General features: G+C 66.6%; 17 protein-coding genes. 6 read left to right on the forward strand and 11 right to left on the reverse strand.

Features of this window, described 5'->3' with window-relative positions; translation table 11 throughout:
* Window positions 1–428: 428 nt before the first annotated feature.
* Entirely contained in the window at window positions 429–2,243 is a 1,815-nt protein-coding gene (locus tag ACWDNU_RS05020; protein ID WP_449667811.1) for a glycoside hydrolase family 2 protein, read from the reverse strand.
* 530 nt (window positions 2,244–2,773) lie between these two features.
* Here ACWDNU_RS05020 and ACWDNU_RS05025 point away from each other — a divergent pair.
* Window positions 2,774–4,027: a glycosyltransferase family 4 protein gene (locus tag ACWDNU_RS05025; protein ID WP_449667812.1), complete on the forward strand. Its 1,254-nt coding sequence runs from the start codon at window positions 2,774–2,776 to the stop codon at window positions 4,025–4,027.
* 68 nt (window positions 4,028–4,095) lie between these two features.
* Here ACWDNU_RS05025 and ACWDNU_RS05030 read toward each other — a convergent pair whose 3' ends face one another.
* The 6 genes from ACWDNU_RS05030 to aceA form a co-directional block, all read right to left on the reverse strand.
* Entirely contained in the window at window positions 4,096–4,557 is a 462-nt protein-coding gene (locus tag ACWDNU_RS05030; RefSeq protein ID WP_116198813.1) for a MarR family winged helix-turn-helix transcriptional regulator, read from the reverse strand.
* 231 nt (window positions 4,558–4,788) lie between these two features.
* Entirely contained in the window at window positions 4,789–5,574 is a 786-nt protein-coding gene (locus ACWDNU_RS05035) for an alpha/beta fold hydrolase (protein ID WP_449667813.1), read from the reverse strand.
* A 149-nt stretch (window positions 5,575–5,723) separates the two neighbouring features.
* Complete coding sequence (locus ACWDNU_RS05040) at window positions 5,724–6,128, reverse strand: DMT family transporter (RefSeq protein ID WP_449667814.1); 405 nt, start codon at window positions 6,126–6,128, stop codon at window positions 5,724–5,726.
* 34 nt (window positions 6,129–6,162) lie between these two features.
* Entirely contained in the window at window positions 6,163–6,480 is a 318-nt protein-coding gene (locus tag ACWDNU_RS05045) for a DMT family transporter (protein WP_370939690.1), read from the reverse strand.
* 911 nt (window positions 6,481–7,391) lie between these two features.
* On the reverse strand, window positions 7,392–8,996 hold the full coding sequence (aceB, locus tag ACWDNU_RS05050) for a malate synthase A (RefSeq protein WP_449667815.1): 1,605 nt from the start codon (window positions 8,994–8,996) through the stop codon (window positions 7,392–7,394).
* A 70-nt stretch (window positions 8,997–9,066) separates the two neighbouring features.
* The gene (gene aceA / locus ACWDNU_RS05055) at window positions 9,067–10,356 is read right to left on the reverse strand and encodes an isocitrate lyase (RefSeq protein ID WP_116198817.1); all 1,290 of its coding nucleotides are present in this window, start codon (window positions 10,354–10,356) and stop codon (window positions 9,067–9,069) included.
* Window positions 10,357–10,585: 229 nt separating this feature from the next.
* Between aceA and ACWDNU_RS05060 the strand changes: the two genes are divergently transcribed.
* Both ACWDNU_RS05060 and ilvA read left to right on the forward strand, forming a co-directional pair.
* Window positions 10,586–12,010, forward strand: a complete 1,425-nt coding sequence (locus ACWDNU_RS05060) for a short-chain fatty acyl-CoA regulator family protein (RefSeq protein WP_370939692.1) — start codon at window positions 10,586–10,588, stop codon at window positions 12,008–12,010.
* 61 nt (window positions 12,011–12,071) lie between these two features.
* Window positions 12,072–13,328 carry a threonine ammonia-lyase IlvA gene (ilvA, locus tag ACWDNU_RS05065; RefSeq protein WP_449667816.1) on the forward strand — a complete coding sequence of 419 codons (1,257 nt, stop codon included), beginning with the start codon at window positions 12,072–12,074 and terminating at the stop codon, window positions 13,326–13,328.
* A gap of 295 nt (window positions 13,329–13,623) precedes the next feature.
* Here ilvA and ACWDNU_RS05070 read toward each other — a convergent pair whose 3' ends face one another.
* Window positions 13,624–13,968, reverse strand: a complete 345-nt coding sequence (locus ACWDNU_RS05070) for a nuclear transport factor 2 family protein (protein WP_449667817.1) — start codon at window positions 13,966–13,968, stop codon at window positions 13,624–13,626.
* A gap of 65 nt (window positions 13,969–14,033) precedes the next feature.
* Window positions 14,034–14,789 carry an acyltransferase gene (locus ACWDNU_RS05075; RefSeq protein ID WP_354739152.1) on the reverse strand — a complete coding sequence of 252 codons (756 nt, stop codon included), beginning with the start codon at window positions 14,787–14,789 and terminating at the stop codon, window positions 14,034–14,036.
* 52 nt (window positions 14,790–14,841) lie between these two features.
* Here ACWDNU_RS05075 and ACWDNU_RS05080 point away from each other — a divergent pair, with 52 nt between their 5' ends.
* Together ACWDNU_RS05080 and ACWDNU_RS05085 are read left to right on the forward strand one after the other, a co-directional pair.
* Entirely contained in the window at window positions 14,842–15,789 is a 948-nt protein-coding gene (locus ACWDNU_RS05080; RefSeq protein WP_370939696.1) for a nucleoside hydrolase, read from the forward strand.
* An 803-nt stretch (window positions 15,790–16,592) separates the two neighbouring features.
* The gene (locus tag ACWDNU_RS05085) at window positions 16,593–17,681 is read left to right on the forward strand and encodes a C40 family peptidase (protein ID WP_449667841.1); all 1,089 of its coding nucleotides are present in this window, start codon (window positions 16,593–16,595) and stop codon (window positions 17,679–17,681) included.
* Between the two features lie 238 nt (window positions 17,682–17,919).
* Here the strand turns inward: ACWDNU_RS05085 and ACWDNU_RS05090 are convergent, their stop codons facing one another.
* Window positions 17,920–19,266 (reverse strand): SDR family NAD(P)-dependent oxidoreductase, encoded by a 1,347-nt coding sequence (locus tag ACWDNU_RS05090; RefSeq protein WP_449667818.1) that lies wholly within the window; start codon window positions 19,264–19,266, stop codon window positions 17,920–17,922.
* Between the two features lie 43 nt (window positions 19,267–19,309).
* Between ACWDNU_RS05090 and ACWDNU_RS05095 the strand changes: the two genes are divergently transcribed.
* The gene (locus tag ACWDNU_RS05095; RefSeq protein ID WP_449667819.1) at window positions 19,310–19,834 is read left to right on the forward strand and encodes a TetR/AcrR family transcriptional regulator; all 525 of its coding nucleotides are present in this window, start codon (window positions 19,310–19,312) and stop codon (window positions 19,832–19,834) included.
* Here the strand turns inward: ACWDNU_RS05095 and ACWDNU_RS05100 are convergent.
* Window positions 19,819–20,439: a TetR/AcrR family transcriptional regulator gene (locus tag ACWDNU_RS05100; RefSeq protein WP_449667820.1), complete on the reverse strand. Its 621-nt coding sequence runs from the start codon at window positions 20,437–20,439 to the stop codon at window positions 19,819–19,821. The two genes, ACWDNU_RS05095 and ACWDNU_RS05100, sit on opposite strands and share 16 nt — an antisense overlap.
* Between the last annotated feature and the right edge of the window lie 19 nt (window positions 20,440–20,458).

The following is a 20,458-nucleotide window of genomic DNA, read 5'->3' on the forward strand; positions in this document are numbered from 1 at the left end:
CGGAGGAGATACCGCTGGCCGTGGGTTCGCGCCGTTGCCGTTCAGTGGCGAAAGGTCTGGTGTTCCCTCACGTCGGCTCGCCCGCGGCGTTGTCGCCTCTCGGCGGCAACTGCCGACCGAAGACTCAAGTCACCATGGACAGACGTCGCCACGCGCAGCAACGTCGGCCTCGGCACCACCCAGCCGCGTCCGTCGCCGGTCACAGGCAAACTCGGCACCGCCGGGTCGCCGCAGCGCCGTAGCCGCTGACCGGCGAGGGCGCGAAGCAGCGCCTCCGGTCGGGGTGGCATCACGCCACCGTCGATATGCCGTCGGCCAGCTCGTCGCCAGTGAGCGGCGAATCGCAAGGCGGCCTGGTTTGCCCCCCAGGCCGCAGCCCCTGTGCGGGGCTGCCTATCTTGTGTTGCCGCTTAGTGGCGAACCGCAGGTCAACGGCTGTCCGGAGCCTCGTCAGCCAACTCGGCAGCGGTCTTCACCTCTGGGTACGAGCCACGCGCGATCACCGCTCGGTTGTGGTTCGCGGCGTCGGCGAAGTCGAGCTTCTGCACTCGGCGGTCGTAGGTGAGGAGGCCGTTCACTTCGTTCTCTACATCAGTGGTCTGAGTGTAGATCGCGCCGGACAATCCCCGCTCGGAAACCAACCCTTCGAGGCGTTCGCTCACCTCCGCGTACCGGCGAGTGAGGTGTGCCGAATCAGTCGTCATTTCGTAGGCATTGGGCGGACCTGGCCAAATGTGGTCTTCGAGGACCAGGCCCAGGCCGCCGTATTCGCCGTCCGCTAATGCGCGATGGTCCCCCTCGTGCGGCTCCCCCGGCCCGACATACGTGTGGTCGTCGTAGATGTCGCCGGCCCCGGTGTCCGGGCGGGAGAAGCAACAGTTCACGCCGCTGTTAGCGATCACCAGCCGGGTCGGGTCGAGGTCCTTCACGAGCGCCGCCATCCGGGCCGTATCGAATTCGCCCCAGCCTTCGTTGAACGGCACCCAGGCGACGATCGACGTGACATTGCTCAGCTGCGCGACCATTTCCCGCAGCTCGGCCTCGAATCGCCGTTGTCCTTCGGGCAACGGATCCGGCGCGTGCCCGGGCGGGCCCGCGAACGAGACGACCAGCGACGGCATGTCCTGCCAGACAGCCAAACCCAGCCGGTCCGCCCAGTAGTACCAGCGCGCGGGCTCGACCTTGACGTGCTTGCGGACCAGGTTGAACCCGAGTTCCTTCGTCTTCTCGAGATCGAACCTGAGCGCCTCGTCTGTCGGAGCCGTGTAACCGCCGTCCGGCCAGTAGCCCTGGTCGAGTGGCCCGTGCAGAAAGGTGATCCGGCCGTTCAACGCGATCCGTGGCCGTCCGTCGACATCCGGGAGGATTTCTACCGTTCGCAGGCCGCAATAACTGGAGACCTCGTCCAGGGCATCACCGTGCGCGTCCAGAAGACGGACGGTGATGTCGTAGAGAAACGGATCGTCTGGAGACCACGGATGAGGTTCTGGAAGGTTGGCTCGCAGCCGTGCGCCGGCGGTGCCTCGAACGCGCGCCGCCTCGTCGCCGTTTTGCGGCGAAACGATCAACTCCACTTGTATACCGCCGGTGACCTGCGGGAACACCGAGACACCCGACAGGTCCGAGGTGACTTCGAGGGCGGAAATGCGCTCGTTCGGCACCGGCTCGACCCACACGGTCTGCCAGATTCCCGACGTCGGCGTGTAGCAGATACCGCCAGGTTCGTTGCGCTGCTTGCCGATCGGGTACGGCTCGATGTCCGTACAGTCCTCTGCGCGAACGGTAATTTCCTGCGGTCCTGATGCACGGAGCGCGTCCGTGATGTCCGCTGAGAACGACGTGTATCCGCCCTCATGGGTGACCACCGTCTGGTTGTTGACCCGCACTTCGGCTTTCTGGTCGACTGCACCGAAATGCAGCAACACCCGTCGCCCGCTCCAGCTTTCCGGGATCTCGAACAACCGCCGGTACCACAGCACTTCGTCGCGTCGGCCAATTCCGGAGAGCGCGGATTCCGGCGCGAAGGGAACCAGGATGCGCTCGCTGTAGCCGATGGGTCGCGGCGCCGCGGGCGAGGCAGGCCAGCCTGCGTACTCCCAGATGCCGTTGAGGCTCAGCCATTCCGGCCGGCTCAGCTGAGGACGCGGGTACTCGGGCAGCACCGCGGCCGGGTCGACTCGGTCGGTCCACGGTGTGGTCAGCGGCGGATCCGCGCGCTGCCATTCGGGCTCTGTTGGAGTCATCACCGATCATGGTGGCAGAGAATCGCGATCCGCGGCACCGCTTGAGTGATGCTTGGGCGGCCGGTGAACGGGTCCTGATCGACGGGCCGATGTCGACGGCGACGGTCGGCGGCTGATGGCTGGTCCTCGGTGGAGCCTCCTGCGGCGGCGCAGTGGAGCTGGTGTCGACGACCGTTTCGCCGTTCAGTGGCTAATGGCTGGTCAGCCGCTGGCGAGCCCGCTTCAGCGCCCGGGAGCAGGCTTGTCTGCATCAGGTAACGGCGGCGGTCTCAGCAGGTGACTGCGGTAGGAACTCGCGCATCGGCTTGGCGGTCGTTGCCAGCCCGGGACAGCAGTGCTGAGCTGCGCGGATGTTGTCGGTGCGGGCTGGCCGACCGGCCAATCAGAGCTGTTGCCGTTTTTTGGCGAAACGCTCTGACCAGCGGATTCTTCATTGCTCGGGCACTTTCCGCTGGGTGTCAGCGCGGCTTTCCGGCGGTCGTTCGGGCGGCCGCCCCGGAGGGTAAGCGACTGGCGAGTAACCTCGGGCCATGCGCGTGCTGATGTTGTCCTGGGAGTATCCGCCGGTGGTCATCGGCGGGCTGGCCCGGCACGTTCACGCGCTGGCGCGGCACCTCGCGCAGCAGGGCCACGAGGTAGTCGTCCTCTGCCGGCACACCGCGGGCACCGACGCGTCGACCCATCCGCGCAGCGATCGGGTCATCGAGGGGGTCCGGGTCGTCCGCGTCGCCGAGGATCCGATGCACCTGACCTTCGAGCGGGATCTCGTCGCGTGGACGCTCGCCATGGGCCACGCCATGATCCGGGCGTCACAGGATTTGCTCCGCACGTGGCAACCCGACGTCGTCCATGCCCACGATTGGCTGGTCACGCATCCGGCGATCGCTGTCGCTGAGACTGCTCGGGTGCCGCTCGTCGGGACAATCCACGCGACCGAAGCGGGCCGGCATTCGGGATGGCTGTCGCACCCGCTCAACCAGCAGGTGCATTCGGTCGAATGGTGGCTGGCCAATCGCGCCGACGCGGTGATCACCTGTTCGCAAGCCATGCGCAAAGAGGTCGCGCACCTCTTCGAGATCGACCCGGCCGACGTCGCGGTGATCCACAACGGCATCGAGGGCCGCAGTTGGCGCGTATCGTCCGGCGAGGTCGCGAGGATGCGGGAGCAGCACAGTCCGGACGGTGCTCCGTTCCTGCTGTTCTTCGGCCGGCTGGAGTGGGAAAAGGGCGTGCAAGATCTGCTGGCCGCGCTGCCCCGGATCCGCCGTCAGTTCCCGGGGACTCGAGTGGTTGTTGCCGGAAAAGGGCGACATCACGACGAACTCGTCGCACAGGCCCGAAAGCTGCGGATTCGCCGGGCGGTGGACTTCGTCGGTCATCTCTCCGACCGCGACCTGCGCGCTCTCCTGGCCGCTGCCGATGCGGTCGTGCTGCCTAGCCGGTACGAGCCGTTCGGGATCGTTGCGCTGGAGGCCGCGGCTGCGAAGGCACCGTTGGTGGCTTCGACCGCGGGCGGGCTTGGTGAGGTTGTCATCGATGGCGAGACCGGTCTGGCGTTCGCGCCGGGTGATGTCACCGGGCTCGCCTCGTCTGTGACGACTGTCCTGAGCGACGTTCCGGCCGCGACTCGACGGGCGCGTGCGGCGCAGGCTCGGCTCGGTGCGGACTTCGATTGGGGGCGGATCGCGGAGGCGACCGTCGAGGTTTACCGGCGGGCGCGTGTCGGCGAACCGGTGGAGTTGGGGCGGCCGAAGATCGCGACGGGCAACGCGTTCGAGGTTTAGGACGCGCTGGTCGACGGCGGTTCACGAGATTCGCCGCTCAGTGGCTAATGCCTGGTCAGGGCAGCTTGTCAGCGGGGGTCGACGGCGGCGATCAGGTCGCGGTAGTCGGGGTCTGCTGCCACGCGGTCGAAAGCGCTCGCCAGGGCGGCTTCGTAGACCGGGACGGCTTTGCGCAACGTGACGCGTCCGGCGTCGGTGATTCCGGTGTAGACGCCGCGGCGGTCGTATTCGCAGAGACGTCGTTCGGTGAGCCCGGTACGCTCGAGGCGGCCGACGAGGCGTGTCGCGGAGCTCTGGTTGAGCGACGTCGCATCAGCCAGTTCCTGCATGCGGAGTTCGCCGTCTGGCCGGTCGGCCAGCGACATCAGGGCGACGAATTCCGAGAAACCCAGGTGCAACTGCCGTTGCAAGGCTTGCTCGACCTCGTGGTCGACGCGGCTGCGAAGGGCCATCATGCGAGGCCACATCGCGCCGAGGGTGGTGAGTTTCGCCCCTGCCGACTTGCGTCCAGGGGAAGGTGTGGTGGCCACGCGAACGACCTCTCCGGCGAACCTTGTCCGGCATCGAGAAGTGGTGCCGAGACCTCTTGTATAGCACATGTGCGTGCATGCAATTGGGTGTTCGTCAGGCCTCACGTCCTCGGGAGACCGTTGAGCTGCGCGGCAGTGGGGTGGCTAGAGCCAGGCATCTGATTGAGCGGACTGGACGAATCGTCGGCTACGCAGTTCTCCAGTCCGGCTCGGAGTGTTTGACGGAACCTGTTAGGCCAACGTCTGCAGGAACTGTTGCAGCAACGGGTTGACCTGCTCTGGATGGGTCAGAGTCGGAGTGTGGGCTGCGCCATGGATGACGTGGACGTCGCTGGCGTTTGGGAGGCGTTCGCTGAGCAGGTCCATGCGGTCGCGCGGGAGGGAAACGTCTTGCTCGCCCCACATCAGCAGCGCCGGGCAGGTGATTTCGTCCAGGCGGTTCGAGACGTCGTCTCGTTCCAGCAGGCAGTGTGCGGCCGGGCCCAGCGGCAGCGCGGGTGCGGCACGCCATCGTGCGCACAACTCATCACGAAGGGCGGAATTTCCGAGCAGTTGCGTAGACAGGGGTATGATGAGGTCATCAATTGGTCCGTATTCGCGTAAGGCTGCGAACATTTCGCTGTAGGCCGCCTTGTCGGCTGGGTCGCACGGTGTTGCTTCGGTGTCCCACAGCACCAGTCCTGCGATCCGTTCAGGTGCCAGCAACGCAATCCGCAGCGCCGTGAAGCCGCCTTGGGACAATCCTCCTACGACGGCGCGTTCGATGCCTAGGTGGTCCAGCAGTCCGAGTGCGTCTTGGGCCTGGTCCCAATAGGTGTATGGCGCGCTGGGGTCGTCGTCCGGAGTTTGTCCGTGGCCGCGGGCGTCCCAGGTGATCAGACGCTGCTCCGGCGCGAGCATCTCTGCTTGCGGCGAGAAGGTTGAGTGGTCCAGGAAGTAGCCGTGTCCCAGCAACAAGGCCGGTCCGTCTCCCCCGGTGTCGGAGAAGAAAATCGGGCGGTCGTTGACCGTTGCCATGGGCATTCGACTGGCCTCCAGATTCGTCTCAGACAGTGGAGCCGCGCCGGTGCAGCGTAGTGAAAAACCGGGATTACCGTGCCTGTGGCCGGATCTAGGCAGGTTGACGACAACTGGCGGATGTCAGCAGGACGCCGGGCTGGATACGGTCAGTCGTCGGATTTCGCCGAATCGGTTGAGCCGCCGGCGAGTTTGAGGCAGATGACTCCGGTGATGATCACTGCGAGGAACAGAATGCGCAGCGGTCCCAGGCTTTCGCCGAAGATGATCGCGCCGAAGATCGCCGCACCGCTCGCGCCGATGCCGGTCCAGACCGCGTAGCCGACGCCGACGTCGATGGTGCGCAAGGCCAGACTGAGGGTGAAAATCGTTGCGGCGGCAGTGATCACGGTGGCGATCGACCACGGCAGGTTGGTGAAGCCGCGACTGCCGTCCGTGCTGACGGCGAACGCGATTTCGCAGACACCGGCGAAGAGGAGAATGCCCCACGCTCGGCGACTGGTCTGCGTCTTTTCCGGTGCGACGACTGGTGCTGCTTCGGGCTGAACGGACACGACGGAAATCCTTTCGGGGGCTGGAAGAAGAGAGTCAGGCACCGGTCAGCTGAAGGCCGATGATGCCGCAGATCACCAGGCCGAACCCAATGAGCTTGCGCCAGTTGAGCTTCTCTTTGAAGATCAGCGCGCCCAGCAGGACGATGCCGACCGAGCCGAGACCGGTCCAGATCGCATAGCCGACGCCGACGTCCATGGTCAGCAGGGCGCGGCTGAGGAAGAAGATCCCGCCAGCCGCCATGACCAGCGTGAACACCGACGGCCACAGCTTGGTGAACCCGTCGGTGGCGTTGGCTCCGAGCGCGAAGGCGATCTCGAAGAACACAGCGATGCCGAGGTAGAGCCAGTGCATGGTTTCTCCGGGTGAGAGTGAGATCGGAAGCTGCTCGGCACCCTCGCCGGCGACGCTCCCCCAGGTAGTTACATGTGCAATATATGTATGTCGAATCAAATAGGCAAGGGGTGATCAGCAGATGAGCGGAGGGAGCTGAAGGTGCTGCCGATGGAACGAGCTGCGGCGGCCAGCGGCGCGCCGGTTGCCCAAAAAGTGGCGTTGACCAGGTATTCGCCACTGAGCGGCAATGGTAGTTCGGGCTCCCCGCCGCGGGATCGGAGACTTCCGCGCGGCCCGTTCAGGTTCGTCGGCCGGGCTTGGTGAGGCATCTACCTTTCAGCGGCGGCGTCTGTCCGGAACGCGCGTTGGCTTGGCACGGTCGAGGCCCGGGTACCGGTTGAGCGGATCGGACGTTCGGTTCGGCAAGGACCCTCGCGGACCGCGACTGTTCGACGGGACAGGCCTGGCCGGATGGATCGGGCTACCGGACGCGTCCGAGATGAGCAGGCCGGGGAACGAGCGGGACTCGCCGGGCAGGCACTAGCAAGTACCCGAGAACGAACGGCCGACTCGGCCTGTTGGTCCAGGAATCGAGCCAAGAACCCCGTATGAGCGCCAGAAAGCCGAGGCGATGCCAGCACGAACCGAACGACCTCGAAATGAAACCCAGAAGTGAGCAAATCCCAGGCCAAACCCCAGAGCGAAGCCCCGACACCGGACCGAGAGCCCGAGCCCGGAGCGTCAGAAAACTCCGCGGAGACCGAAAACCCGCGCCTCTCGCCACTCAGCGGCGAAAGAAGCGCGGGTCCGGAAAGACCCGGGTCCGGTGGCGGGGAGCCTCCGCCACCGGACCCGTTCCCAGCACCATCCCAAAATGTGGTGCGGGGTAACCGGTCGCCGGTGGTCAGGTCACTGGCGACCGGAGCTTGTCACCGCTCGGTCAGGTACCGGGCGTAGGCGACCGTCGTGAGGAAGCTCGGCAGCTTCTCGCCGAGGGCGGTCTCGGTGAAGATCGCGCGGGCGTCGTCGAGGCGAGCCGACTGGCCGAGGTCTGCGCGGACCTTCGCCAGTTCGTCGTCCAGGAACTCGCTGGCCAGTTCGTGGGTCAGCGCCGTGCCGTCCTCGAGCTTCGTGCCGTTGCGGATCCACTGCCACACCTGGCACCGCGCGATCTCGGCCGTCGCGGCGTCTTCCATGAGGTTGTGGATCGCCGCAGCACCGGTGCCGCGCAGCCAGGAGTCGATGTAGCGGAGGGCGACGTTGATGTTCGCTCGCACACCCGCTTCGGTGACCTCGCCGCCGGCGCTTGCGACGTCGAGCAGGTCCGCAGCGTCGACAGTCACGTCTTCACGCAGCTTGCCGAGCTGGTTCGGCCAGCCGCCGAGCACACTGTCGAAGACCTCGCGGCACACCGGGACCAGACCGGGGTGCGCGACCCAGGAGCCGTCGAAGCCGTCGCCGGCCTCGCGTTCCTTGTCCTGGCGGACCTTTTCGAGCGCGTTCTCGTTGGTGACCGGGTCCTTGCTCGGGATGAACGCCGCCATCCCGCCGATCGCGTGTGCCCCGCGGCGGTGGCAGGTGCTGACGAGCAGTTCGGTGTAAGCGCGCATGAAGGGGACCGTCATCGTCACCTGGGCGCGGTCCGGCAGCACGAAGTCAGCACCGTGCGCGGAGAAGTTCTTGATGACGCTGAAGATGTAGTCCCAGCGACCGGCGTTCAGACCCGCCGCGTGTTCGCGCAGTTCGTAGAGGATCTCGTCCATCTCGAAGGCCGCGGTGATCGTCTCGATCAGCACGGTCGCGCGGATGGTGCCGCGCGGGATGCCGAGTTCCTTCTGCGCCAGCAGGAACACGTCGTTCCACAGCCGCGCTTCCTGGTGGCTTTCCAGCTTCGGCAGGTAGAAGTACGGACCGCTGCCGCGCGCCAGGAGCTGCCGGGCGTTGTGGAAGAAGTACAGGCCGAAGTCCACGAGGCTCGCCGAAACCGGGCGGCCGTCGATGCGGATGTGCTTCTCGACCAGGTGCCAGCCGCGGGGACGGGCGACGATCGTCGCCGGGTCGTCGCCGATCGTGTAGCGCTTGCCGGCTTCGGTGGTGAAGTCGATGTTGCGGCGGATGGCGTCGAACAGGTTGAGCTGGCCGTCGACGACGTTGTGCCAGGTCGGCGAGGTCGCGTCCTCGAAGTCCGCCAGCCACACCTTCGCGCCGGAGTTGAGCGCGTTGACCGTCATCTTCCGGTCGGTCGGGCCGGTGATCTCGACGCGCCGGTCCTCGAGACCGGGCGCGACCGGAGCGATGTGCCAGCTCTCGTCCGAGCGGATCGACCGCGTCTGCGGCAGGAAGTCCAGCTGCTCCTCCCCCGACTGCAGCCGCTCGCGACGGCGGCGGCGCTCGTCGAGGAGTTCGCGGCGGCGTCCGGCGAAGGTGTTGTCGAGTTTGGCTACGAAGTCCAGTGCTGCCGGGGTGAGGATCTCGGCGAAGCGGCCATCGGCGGGCCCGGTGACCTCGATGCGGGTGTTCAACGTGTCAGCCATCTCGTACCTCCGCGAAGGGGGAAAGGGAAGGGGCGGGCCGGCGACCGGAATCGCCGGCCCGCGGGGTGCGTCAGTGGAACTGGTCTTCTTCGGTCGAACCCTTGAGCGCGGTGGTCGAGCTCTCCGGGTTCAGCGCGGTGGACACCAGGTCGAACCAGCCGGTGCCGACCTCGCGCTGGTGCTTCGTCGCGGTGTAACCGCGCTCCTCCGAAGCGAACTCGCGCTCCTGCAGGTCGACGTAGGCGCTCATGCCTTCGCGGGCGTAGCCGTGCGCCAGGTCGAACATCGAGTAGTTCAGCGCGTGGAAGCCGGCCAGGGTGATGAACTGGAACTTGTAGCCCATGGCGCCGAGCTCGCGCTGGAACCGCGCGATGGTGTCGTCGTCGAGGTGCTTCTTCCAGTTGAACGACGGCGAGCAGTTGTAGGCCAGCATCTGGTCCGGGTACTGCGCCTTGATCGCCTCGGCGTACTTGCGGGCGACCTCGAGGTCCGGCGTGGAGGTCTCCATCCACAGCAGGTCGGCGTACTGCGCGTAGGCCAGGCCGCGGTCGATGCACGGCTCGATGCCGTTGTTGACCTCGTAGAAGCCCTCGGAGGTGCGGCCGCCGGTGAGGTACTTGCGGTCGCGCTCGTCGACGTCGCTGGTCAGCAGGGTCGCGGCCTGCGCGTCGGTGCGGGCGACGACCAGGGACGGCACGTTCAGCACGTCGGCGGCGAGACGGGCGGCGTTCAGGGTGCGCTCGTGCTGCTTGGTCGGGATGAGGACCTTGCCGCCGAGGTGGCCGCACTTCTTCTCGGAAGCGAGCTGGTCTTCCCAGTGCACGCCCGCGGCACCGGCCGCGATCATGCCCTTCATCAGCTCGAACGCGTTCAGCGGACCGCCGAAGCCGGCCTCGGCGTCGGCGACGATCGGGGCGAACCAGTCGATGTCGCCGTTGCCCTCGGCCCAGTTGATCTGGTCGGCGCGGCCCAGCGCGTTGTTGATGCGGCGGACGACGGCCGGGACCGAGTTGGCCGGGTAGAGGCTCTGGTCCGGGTAGGTCTGGCCAGCGAGGTTGGCGTCGGCGGCGACCTGCCAGCCGGACAGGTAGATGGCCTTCAGGCCGGCGCGCACCTGCTGCACGGCCTGGTTGCCGGTGAGGGCGCCCAGCGCGTGGACGTAGTCCTCGCTGTGCAGCAGCTCCCACAGCTTCTCCGCGCCGCGGCGGGCGAGGGTGTGCTCTTCGACGACCGAACCGCGAAGCTTCACCACGTCGGCGGCGGAGTAGGTCCGCTGGACACCCGCCCAGCGGGGGTCGGTCTTCCACTGCTCGGCCAGCTCGGCCGCCGCCTGCTCGAGCTGATTGGCCTGCTCGGTCATCGGACTCTCCCGTGTTGCGAAGTTTGCGATTGCTCGCCTTGCCTGGTCACGACCCTGACACGAGCGCGAAAACCTGGTCTACCGCTCCAATTTGCCAATTTCTGCGAAGATTGCCTAGCATGTTGCAAAGGTTGCGAATCTGTCGTTCGCAACCGCAGCGAAAATTCGCGGGCTTGATCGTTCACGTAATCGTTCAGGCCCGGAAACCTTCCGGCCGGACGGAGCACTCATGGACAAAACTTTCGCCGGGGCGCGGCTGCGGCATTTGCGCGAAAGCCGGTCGATGAGCCAGGCGGACCTCGCCCGTGTGCTCGAGATCTCACCCAGTTACCTCAATCAGATCGAGCACAACTCGCGCCCGCTGACGGTGCCGGTGCTGCTGCGGATCACGCAGGCGTTCGGCGTCGACACGGAGTTTTTCGCTAACAACGACACCTCGCGGCTTGTCGCCGACGTGAAGGAAGCCCTGCTCGACGAGGCCGTGGGCGTCGAAGCGACCATGAGCGAGCTGAACGACCTGGCCAGCAACTTGCCGTCCATCGCCCAGGCGCTGGTGAAACTGCACCGCAGCTACCGCAACGCGGTCGAGAGCACCGCCGCGCTGACCACTGAGAACGGCCTGGGCCTGCACGGGAGCGCCGCCGCGCCGTTGCCGCACGAGGAGGTCCGCGACTTCTTCTACGAGCGGGAGAACTACGTCGCCGAACTCGACGAGCGCGCTGAACGGATGGCCGCTGAGATTCCGCTGCGACGCGGAGCGGTGCTCGGATCGCTCAAGGAACGGCTGTGGCAGCGCTACGGCGTCGACGTGACCAGCGAGGGCATCAACGAATCCGCAGGTGAACAGCACCGGTACGAACCGGCGACGCGGGTGTTGCGGCTGGCGCCGAGCCTGCGGGTCGGACAGCAGGCGTTCCGGATGGCGTCCCAGATCGCGTTGCTGGAATACGACGACTTGATCACCGAACTGGCCGATTCGTGGGCGTTTTCTGGCCCCGCGGCGCGGACGCTCGCTCGGGTCGGCCTTGCGAACTACTTCGCTGGCGCGCTGATCCTGCCGTACAGCCCGTTCCTCGCTGCGGCCGAGGAGTTCCGGTACGACATCGAACGGCTTTGCGACCACTTCGGCGTCGGTTTCGAGACCACTTGCCACCGGCTGTCGACTCTTCAGCGGCCAAAACAGCGCGGCGTGCCGTTCTCGTTCGTGCGCGTGGACCGGGCCGGGAACATGTCGAAACGCCAGTCCGCGGCGGGTTTTCACTTCTCGCGCGTCGGCGGCGCTTGCCCGTTGTGGAACATCTACGAGGCCTTCACCTCGCCGGGCAAGATCCTCACGCAGATCGCGGCGCTGCCGGACGGCAAACGGTACTTCTGGGTCGCGCGGACGGTGTCGCGCAACATCGGCGGGTACGGCAGCCCGGGCAAGACGTTCACCGTCGGCCTCGGCTGCGAGCTGCGGCACGCCGGCCGGCTGATCTACTCAACCGGCCTTGACCTGGACGAACCCGCCGCCGCGACGCCGATCGGCATGGGGTGCAAAGTGTGCGACCGGCCCGCATGTTCGCAACGCGCGTTTCCGGCGATCGGCAAACCGCTCACAGTCGACGAAAACACCAGCACCTTCGTCCCGTACCCGGCGGTTCCGAAGACGTGAACGCGGTCGGTGACGTGAGTGCCCCGTACGTGGTCACCGGGTGCGAAGTACATTCACCCGAGTGCACGACATCGACACGGTGAACGCAGAACTGGTCGAACAGGCCGCCGAACGGCTCGCGGGCGTGGTCACACGCACGCCCCTTGAGCCCAACGCGCGCCTCTCGTCCCGCGTAGACGCGCGCGTCTGGCTTAAGCGCGAAGACCAGCAGACGGTGCGCTCGTACAAGATCCGCGGCGCGTACAACTTCATCGTGCAGCTCGACGCTGCGACGCGGGCGCGCGGTGTCGTGTGTGCGAGCGCGGGCAACCACGCACAAGGTGTCGCGTACGCGTGTCGCCGTTTAGGGGCGAACGGTCGCGTGTACGTGCCGGGTACGACGCCTCGCCAGAAGCGTCAGCGCATTGCGGCGCTCGGCGGTGCCCACATCGAGGTCATCGTCGTTGGCGAGACGTATGAAGACGCATTCGCCGCGGCTAAGGACGACGCTCACCGCACGGGGGCGACGCTCGTGCCGGCGTTCGACGACGTCCGCACTGTCGCCGGCCAGGGCACTGTCGCGCTCGAAGTGGTTTCGCAGCTCGGCTTCGTGCCCGATGTCCTGGTCGTGCCGGTCGGGGGCGGCGGGTTGCTGGCTGGGGTCGCGACATGGGTCCGCGAGCGGCATCCGGACATCCGGGTCGTCGGCGTCGAACCTGCGGGCGCGATGTGCATGGCGGCGGCTATCGATGCAGGCAAACCGGTGCGGATCGACGCGGTCGACCCGTTCGTGGACGGTGCCGCGGTGCGCGAGGCCGGCCAGGTGACGTTCCCGTTGATCCGGGACAGCGGCGCGGATCTGACGTCCGTCGCCGAGGGCGCGGTGTGCACGGAGATGCTGTCGATGTACCAGTCGGACGGCATCATCGCCGAACCCGCGGGCGCGCTCGCGGCCGCTTCGCTCGGGACGAGCGTGCAGGTCGAGCCGGGGCAGACGGTGGTGTGCATCGTGTCCGGGGGCAACAACGACGTCAGCCGATACAGCGAAATCCTCGAACGCTCGCTGATGCACGAGGGGTTGAAGCACTACTTCCTCGTCAGCTTCCCGCAGGAACCCGGTGCGCTCCGGCGGTTCCTTGACGAAATCCTCGGACCGGAGGACGACATCACGCGGTTCGAATACGTGAAGCGCAACAACCGGGAGATCGGACCGGCGCTGATCGGGGTCGAGATCCCTCGGCGAGCGGACCTGCCAGGGTTGCTGGCGCGGCTGGAGAAGAGCCCGTTGCAGGTGGAGCAGGTGGAGCCGGGGAGTCCGTTGTTCCACTTCTTGCTCTGAGGTGTCGCTGGGTTCTCTGGTTTCGCCGCTGACTGGCGACAGACCCGGCAGCCGGGAGGGTCTGTCCGCTGTTGTCGCCAGTTTGCCGCTGAACGGCTACTGGACTGACCGTGCTGCCTACACCACCGCGAAGACCGCCTCTATCGACGACGTAGCGGCAAAAGCACTGTCAGCGCCGTCGCACCGCGGCGAACGGATCAAGACAGCTCGATGCCTGACATCGACCGGCGTATCGAGCCTCTTAGACCCGCGTTTCCGCAGGCCAGAGTGATTCGCCAAAAAACGGCAACGCCGGTCAGCCGAGTTCAGCGCTGCCCTCGCGGTAGATCTTCGCCGATTTGATGCGGTCTCCGGACAGCCGATAGAAACCAGCGATGGCGAAGACGTGGTTCTCGCCGTTGTGGGTGAGGCGCTCAGTCAATTGGGCGGCGATCTGATCACCGTCCGCGAGAACGTTCTCGACCGTCAACGTCGGGAGAAGTTGTTCCATCGCACCGCTGAACAGTTCGGTGAGTTCCGCGCGTCCGCGCACGACGCTGCTGCCGGTGATCCAGACGGCGTCGTCGGTGAAGCCGTCGAGGAGACCTTGAAGGTCGCGGTCGTTGAAGGCGGCGACGTGCCGGCGCAGGGCTTCGCTCATAAGGCGAAGGTATCGACGCTGTCAGGCTATTTTCGCGGCTGAACCGGACGGACGGCCGCGCTACGTCAGCTGTCGCCGAGCGTCTTCTGCAATGCCTTGTTCGCCTTGCGCGCCATGTCGGCGACTGCCTCGCGGCGGGCCGCATCCGCGGCGTAGTCGTCCTCGCGATTGCGGACCACCCGTGCCGGTGAACCGACCGCGATCGAGTAGTCCGGAATGTCACCGCGCACGACCGCGTGCGCGCCGAGGACGCTGCCGCGGCCGATGCGCGTGCCCTTGAGGACGCTGACCTTCGTGCCGAGCCACGTGTCCGGACCGATCCGGACCGGCGACTTGACGATGCCTTGGTCCTTGATCGGCACGTGGATGTCCGCGGTCACGTGGTCGAAGTCGCAGATGTACACCCAGTCGGCGACGAGCGTCGCGGCGCCGAGCTCGATGTCGAGGTAGCAGTTGATCACGTTCTGCCGCCCGAACACCGACTTGTCGCCGATGCGAAGGGACCCCTCGTGACAGCGGATGGCGTTGCCGTCGCCGATGTGCACCCAGCGGCCGATCTCCATCCGGCCGTACCCGGGGCGGCAGTGGATCTCGACGTTCTTGCCGAGGAACAGCATGCCGCGCAGGATGATGTGCGGGTTCGCGACGCGGAATTTGAGCAGCCGGTAGTAGCGCACGAGGTACCACGGCGTGTACGCGCGATTGCGCAGCACCCAGCGCAGCGAGTCGGCCGTCAGGAACTTCGCCTGGTGCGGGTCCCGCCGGGCCCGCCGCCAGGCGCGCACGCGCGACAACGCGGGCGCACCCCACATCGACGTCATGCCCTTGACCGTAACCTGTGGACGACGGCCAGCCGCACGCAAGGGGAGCACGATGGGGACCAAGCTGATCATCGACACCGACCCCGGCGTCGATGATGCTTTCGCGATCGCGTTGGCCGCGAGGTCGGCGGACGTCGACCTGCTGGGCGTGACGACGGTCTTCGGCAACGTGCCGCTGACCACGACAACCTCGAACGCGCGACGGCTGCTGCAGCTGTGCGACCGCCCGGACGTGCCAGTAGCCGCGGGTGCCTCGCGGCCGCTCCTCTACCGCGAGTTGCACCGGGCGAGCACCGTCCACGGTTCCGACGGGCTTTCCGGGCACGCCGCTTCGCTGCCCGACGCCACCCGCCCGCTCGAGGATTCCGACGCGGTCAGCCTGATGGTCTCGCTGCTCGAAGCCTCGGACGAACCGGTGACCATCGCGCCCATCGGGCCGCTCACGAACATCGCCGCCCTGCTCGCGGCCCACCCCGGGGTGCGTTCGAAAATCGCGCGGATCGTCCTGATGGGCGGCGCGCTCGCCCTTGGCAACTCGACCGCGGTCTCCGAATTCAACATCTGGGCCGACCCGGACGCGGCGCGTCGCGTGCTCGCCGAGGACGACGTCCCATGCGTGATGGTCCCCCTCGATCTCACTCACCGATGCGCGGTCGACAGCGCGTGGCTGGCGAAGCTCGCCGCATCCGGACCGGTTGGGCAGGCGCTGGACTCGTTCACTCCGGACTACCTCGCGCACTACCGCAAGGTGCTCGGTTACGAAGGCATCGTCATGCACGACGCGGTGGCCGTCGCCGAGGCGATCCGGCCGGGCATCCTGCGCACGGAGACTTACCCGGTCGACATCGACTCCGGCCTCGGCCCGACCCGCGGCATGACGATCGTCGACCGGCGGGCGGTCCCGACCGCGGCGACCGGGCGGCCGGTCGAGGTGGCTGTGGATACAGAGTTGGATGCGCTGCGCGAGTTCGTGTTGTCGAGACTCGCCGGGGGCCGGTGATGGAGGGGGCCGGGAGATCGCCGCTGGATGGCGAATCGCAGGTCACGCCTGGTGCGGTCACGGGTCGAGGTGGTGGCGAGCCTGGGGACGCGGGCTCGTTGCCGGTGAGTGGCGAATCGGCCGGGTCGGCGGCGGGCGGGGCGTCGCCGGCGGGCAGTGAATCGGTCGGCGCCGGGGGTTCGTTCGTGGGCGGGGCGTCGCCGGTCGACGGCGAGAATCGTGGGTCGACCAGGGTGTCGCCGCTGAGTGGCGAAACTTCTGGGGCTGATGAGTCGTCGCTGGGTGGTGATGCGTCTGAGTTGATCAGTGCTTCGCCGCTGGGTGGAGACGACCCCGGGCCAGATGCTGTTTCGCCGCCTAACGGCGACGCGATTGGATCGATCTCTGATTCGCCGCTGAACGGCGAAATGGCTGAGCGGGGTGCTGCCTCGCCGTCGGGCGGCGACGTATCTCAGCCGACCAGTGCTTCGCCGCTGAGTGGCGACGCAGCCGAGTTGACGAGCGTTTCGCCGTTGAGTGGCGACGCAGCCGACTTGACCAGCGCCTCGCCGTTGAGTGGCGACGCAGCCGACTTGACCAGCGCCTCGCCGTTGAGTGGCAGCACGGCCGACTTGACCAGCGCTTCGCCGCTGAGCGGCCACGTGCCTGAGCCGGGCAGCGAGTCGTCGCCGAATGGCGAAGTACCCGAGCTGACCAGTGCGTCGCCGTTTAGTGGCGACGGATCCCAGGCGTCGGGTGGCGGAGGGGTCGCGGGCTCTGCGAAGCAGGGTTTTCTCGCGCGGAACCGGCGGGCTGTTGTCGCGCTGGCGGCGGTTGTGGTGGTCGTTGCGGCGTTGGCCGTCGCGGTGCAGGTTTTGCCGGACAGGGCCAGTGACGCGAATTCCGGGAACGTCGCGGCGACATCGTCGGTGACTCCGGTTACCTCGAAGACCGTTCCGGCTTCCCCTGCGCCGTCGTCCGTGGTGCCGGTTCAGCCTGGGGTGCCGCGGGCTGGGGAGTTCGGGGCGTGGGCGTCTCGAACCAGTCAGTGGCTCGACATTCCGTTGCGGGCGATGAACGGGTACGCGCAGGCGACTGTCACGCTCAGCAAGGAACAGCCAGATTGTCACCTGTCCTGGATCACTCTCGCCGCGATCGGGAAGATCACCAGCGACCATGGGCGGGCACAGGGTAATCAAGTCAAGGAGAACGGGACTCTCGCGAAACCGCTTGGCACGGTTGAGGTTCTCGACTTCTATCACCGAACCGTTTCGACGCCTGGAGCGGCTGGGCCGTTGCAGCTGTCTCCCGCAGTGTGGAGCAAGTGGCAGCGGAGTGCGTCCGGCGGGAAGCCTGACATTCAGAACATCGACGATTCGGCGCTCACGGCTGGACGTGCGCTCTGCGCGAATGGCCGCGATCTGGCGACAGACTGGTGGAACGGGGTCGCCACGCTGGAGCCGGCGCCGGTGGTTCTGCATCGGACGCTTGCGACAACCAATGTCTACGGCACGGTCGGACAGAGCGAGCAGCCGCCCAATCCGGCGGTGCTCACGGCGGTCGACTTCGCGATTGACCAGATTGGACTGCCGTACGTTTGGGGTGGCAACGGGACCCGCGACGCTGACCCTGGTTTTGACTGTTCCGGCCTTACGACCGCGGCCTATGCGAGCGCTGACGTCAAGCTGATGCGGACGGCGGACACGCAGTTTCGCAGCGTTGCCCATGTGAGCGAACCCCAATTGGGCGATTTGATCTTCTACGGTGCGCCGACGACGAAGATCCATCATGTGGGGCTCTACATCGGGAACCAGCAGATGATCGACGCGCCGCAGACTGGGCAGGCGGTGCAGGTTCATCCGTATCGCAAGCCGGGCGACGACTACGCGGGCGCGGGGCGGCCGACGGCCTGACCATTAGGGCGGCCGATGTGACCGGAGTTTCGGACGGCCTGACGGGGTGGCATGGAAACGCCAGCGATGAAGCTGGCTCCTGCACAACAACCCTGCGCCCCAGTAAGTCCGACCGGTGTCGAGGACAGCCTTGGATGCAGAGTTCGCCGCTCGCAAGGACAATTAGAGATCCGCGACCTCGATTTTCTTGTCTACGGCGGAAATCAGCGATGCGAGGCGAACAGCTTGGGGCATCCGGTCAGTGTTGGCGGACCAGGTCCAGGGACACCTCCCACAGTCTCCGCGCGGTCGTCTCGTCGCGGGCCCAACGTTTGACGGCGTGGCTGTTGTCCGCCAAGTCGGCGTCGTCGGGGACTGTCTCGGCTTCGTTGCCATCGTCCAGGTAATGACCACCGTTATGGGCGAATTCTGGGGCGGTCGCGGCGACGAGTGTGGTGGCTGCGCCTTGTTCGACGGTCTTGTAGGCGAAGACTCCAGCGGCTTCCAGACGGTCTAGGTGGTCCTTCATGTCTTGGGTGAAATCTCGTTGCAGGCCAGTGGAAACTCCGCCTGGGTTGACTGCGTTGGCGACGATTCCGTCGGCTGCCCATCGGCGGGTCGCTTCCACCGTGAACAGCGAGTTGGCCGTTTTCGACTGTCCGTAAGCCAGTTGGGGGTCATAGGCTCTCCGGGTAAAGTGGATGTCATCGAAGACAACAGATGAGTACATGTGCGCGCCGGAGGTCAGTGCGACGATCCGGGCCGATCCTCGGTCGTTCGCGCCGGCGGTCAGGGCGTCGCGCAGGCCCAGTGCCAGTGCGAAGTGGCCTAGGTGATTGGTCGCGAACTGCAGTTCCCAGCCCTGCGGGGTGCGGCCCAGCGTTGGGCGCATGACGCCGGCGTTGTTGATCAGCAGGTGCAGCGGGCCGTCCCAGGTGACGGCGAAGTGGGCGACGGTGGCGAGGTCGGCCAGTTCCAGGTGCGCGGCACGGACGGCGTGGTTTCCGGTGGACGTCGCGATGGCGTCGGCGACCTTTTTGCCCGCAGAAAGGTCGCGCACGGCCAAGGTGACATCGGCGCCGGCTGAGGCAAGTGCGCGGGCTGTTTCGCGGCCTAGGCCAGATGTGGCACCGGTGACGACGGCGCGGATGCCGGTGAGGTCCAGGCCTGCGACGACGTCCGCGGCGGCGCTGGTGGCGTCGAAGGCCGTGCGGATGAGGTCTGTGGCGACGTCGGTGGGGGCGCTGATGGCATCGACGGCCTTGTGGATCAGGTGTGCGGCGACGTCGGTGGCGGCGGTGGCATTGACGGCCGAGTGGATGGGGTCTGCGCCGACATCGGCGGTGCCGGTGGCATCGACGGCCGCGTGAACCAGGTCTGTGCCGATATCGGCGGCAGCGCTGGTGGCATTGCAGGCAGTGTGGATCAGGCCTGCGCCGACGTCGGTGGCGGTTCCGGTGGCATTGATGGCTGTGTCGGGCAGGTTTCCGGCGACCCCGGTGGTGGCACCGGTGGCGTTGCAGGCCGCGCGGGTCTGGTCTGCGGCGACGTGGGCGGGGGTGCTCGTGGCGTCTAAGGCGGTGTGGAGGCGGGAGGGTTGAGGCACCCTTCGAACTATACGGATTAGGTGAAACTTGTATAGTGCGTCCATGGGCAGCGATCGGCGTACGCACGTGCTGGACTCGGCGTTGGAGGTTTTCGCGCGGTACGGGTATCGCAAGGCGTCGATGGACGACGTCGCGAAGGCGGCGGACATCTCGCGTCCTGGGCTGTATTTCTACTTCTCGTCCAAGCCGGAGTTGTTTCGCGCGACTGTGCGGCATTCGCTTGACGGCAGTATCTCCGCGGCGCGGAACGCTCTCGCCGATTCGCGGCGACCGCTGCGGGAACGGTTGATTGAGGCGTTTGATCATTGGGCCGGGCGCTACGTCGGGGCGATGGCTGCGGAGATCGGCGTCCTGATCGACTCGAATCCTGACTTGCTCGGTGACATGCCAGCGGAATATCCGAAGCAGTTTCGAGTGCTTGTTATCGAGGCGATCGGTGGGCGCTCCGCTGCTGACGTGGCTGGGACGTTGATCAGTACGGCGGTCGGCATCAAGTACGACGCGGAGACTCGCGACGAGTTTCGGGAGCGGATGACTGTCGCGGTTGATCTTTACTGTGGGCGCTGAAGTTCCGGCCAGTTGGACAGGGCCGCGTCAGCGACTTCCTGCAGCTCTTCTCGGCTCGCGCCGCTGGCTGCTTCTACGGCGATGCCGAAGGCGACCGTCATGATGTAGCGGGCTAGGCGGGCCGGGTCGGCGGTCGGGGGCAGGTCGTGTTCGGCTACGGCGCGCTGGAAGCGTTTCTCTAGGGCTCGACGGGCGGCATTGCGCCATTCGACTAGCAATTCGCGTGCGGGGAGGCCTAGTTCGCCTGCTGCCAGCGAGCCCTGGACGCCCAGGCATCCGGGTGGGCAATCAGGAGCGGTCGTTGCTTCGACGGCGCCGTTGAGGATTGCGGCGGCTACCTTGGCGGCGGTCGGTTCTGCCCAGGCTCGCGGGCCGTAGGAGGCGGGGCCTTCGTCGTAGAGGGCTAGAGCCTTGCGGAACAACTGTTCTTTGTTGCCGAAAGCCGCGTACATGCTGGTTTTCGTAATGCCCATGGCCCCGGTCAAGTCGGCCAGACTGGCTCCTTCGTAGCCCTGTTCCCAGAACACCAGCATGGCGCGTCGCAGCGCCTCGTTGGCGTCGAAGCCGCGTGGGCGGCCGATGGGTGCCTTGTCCTGACTGGTCACCGCGTCAGTGTAGCCCTTC

The sequence above is a fragment of the Amycolatopsis sp. NPDC003676 genome (assembly GCF_053587275.1).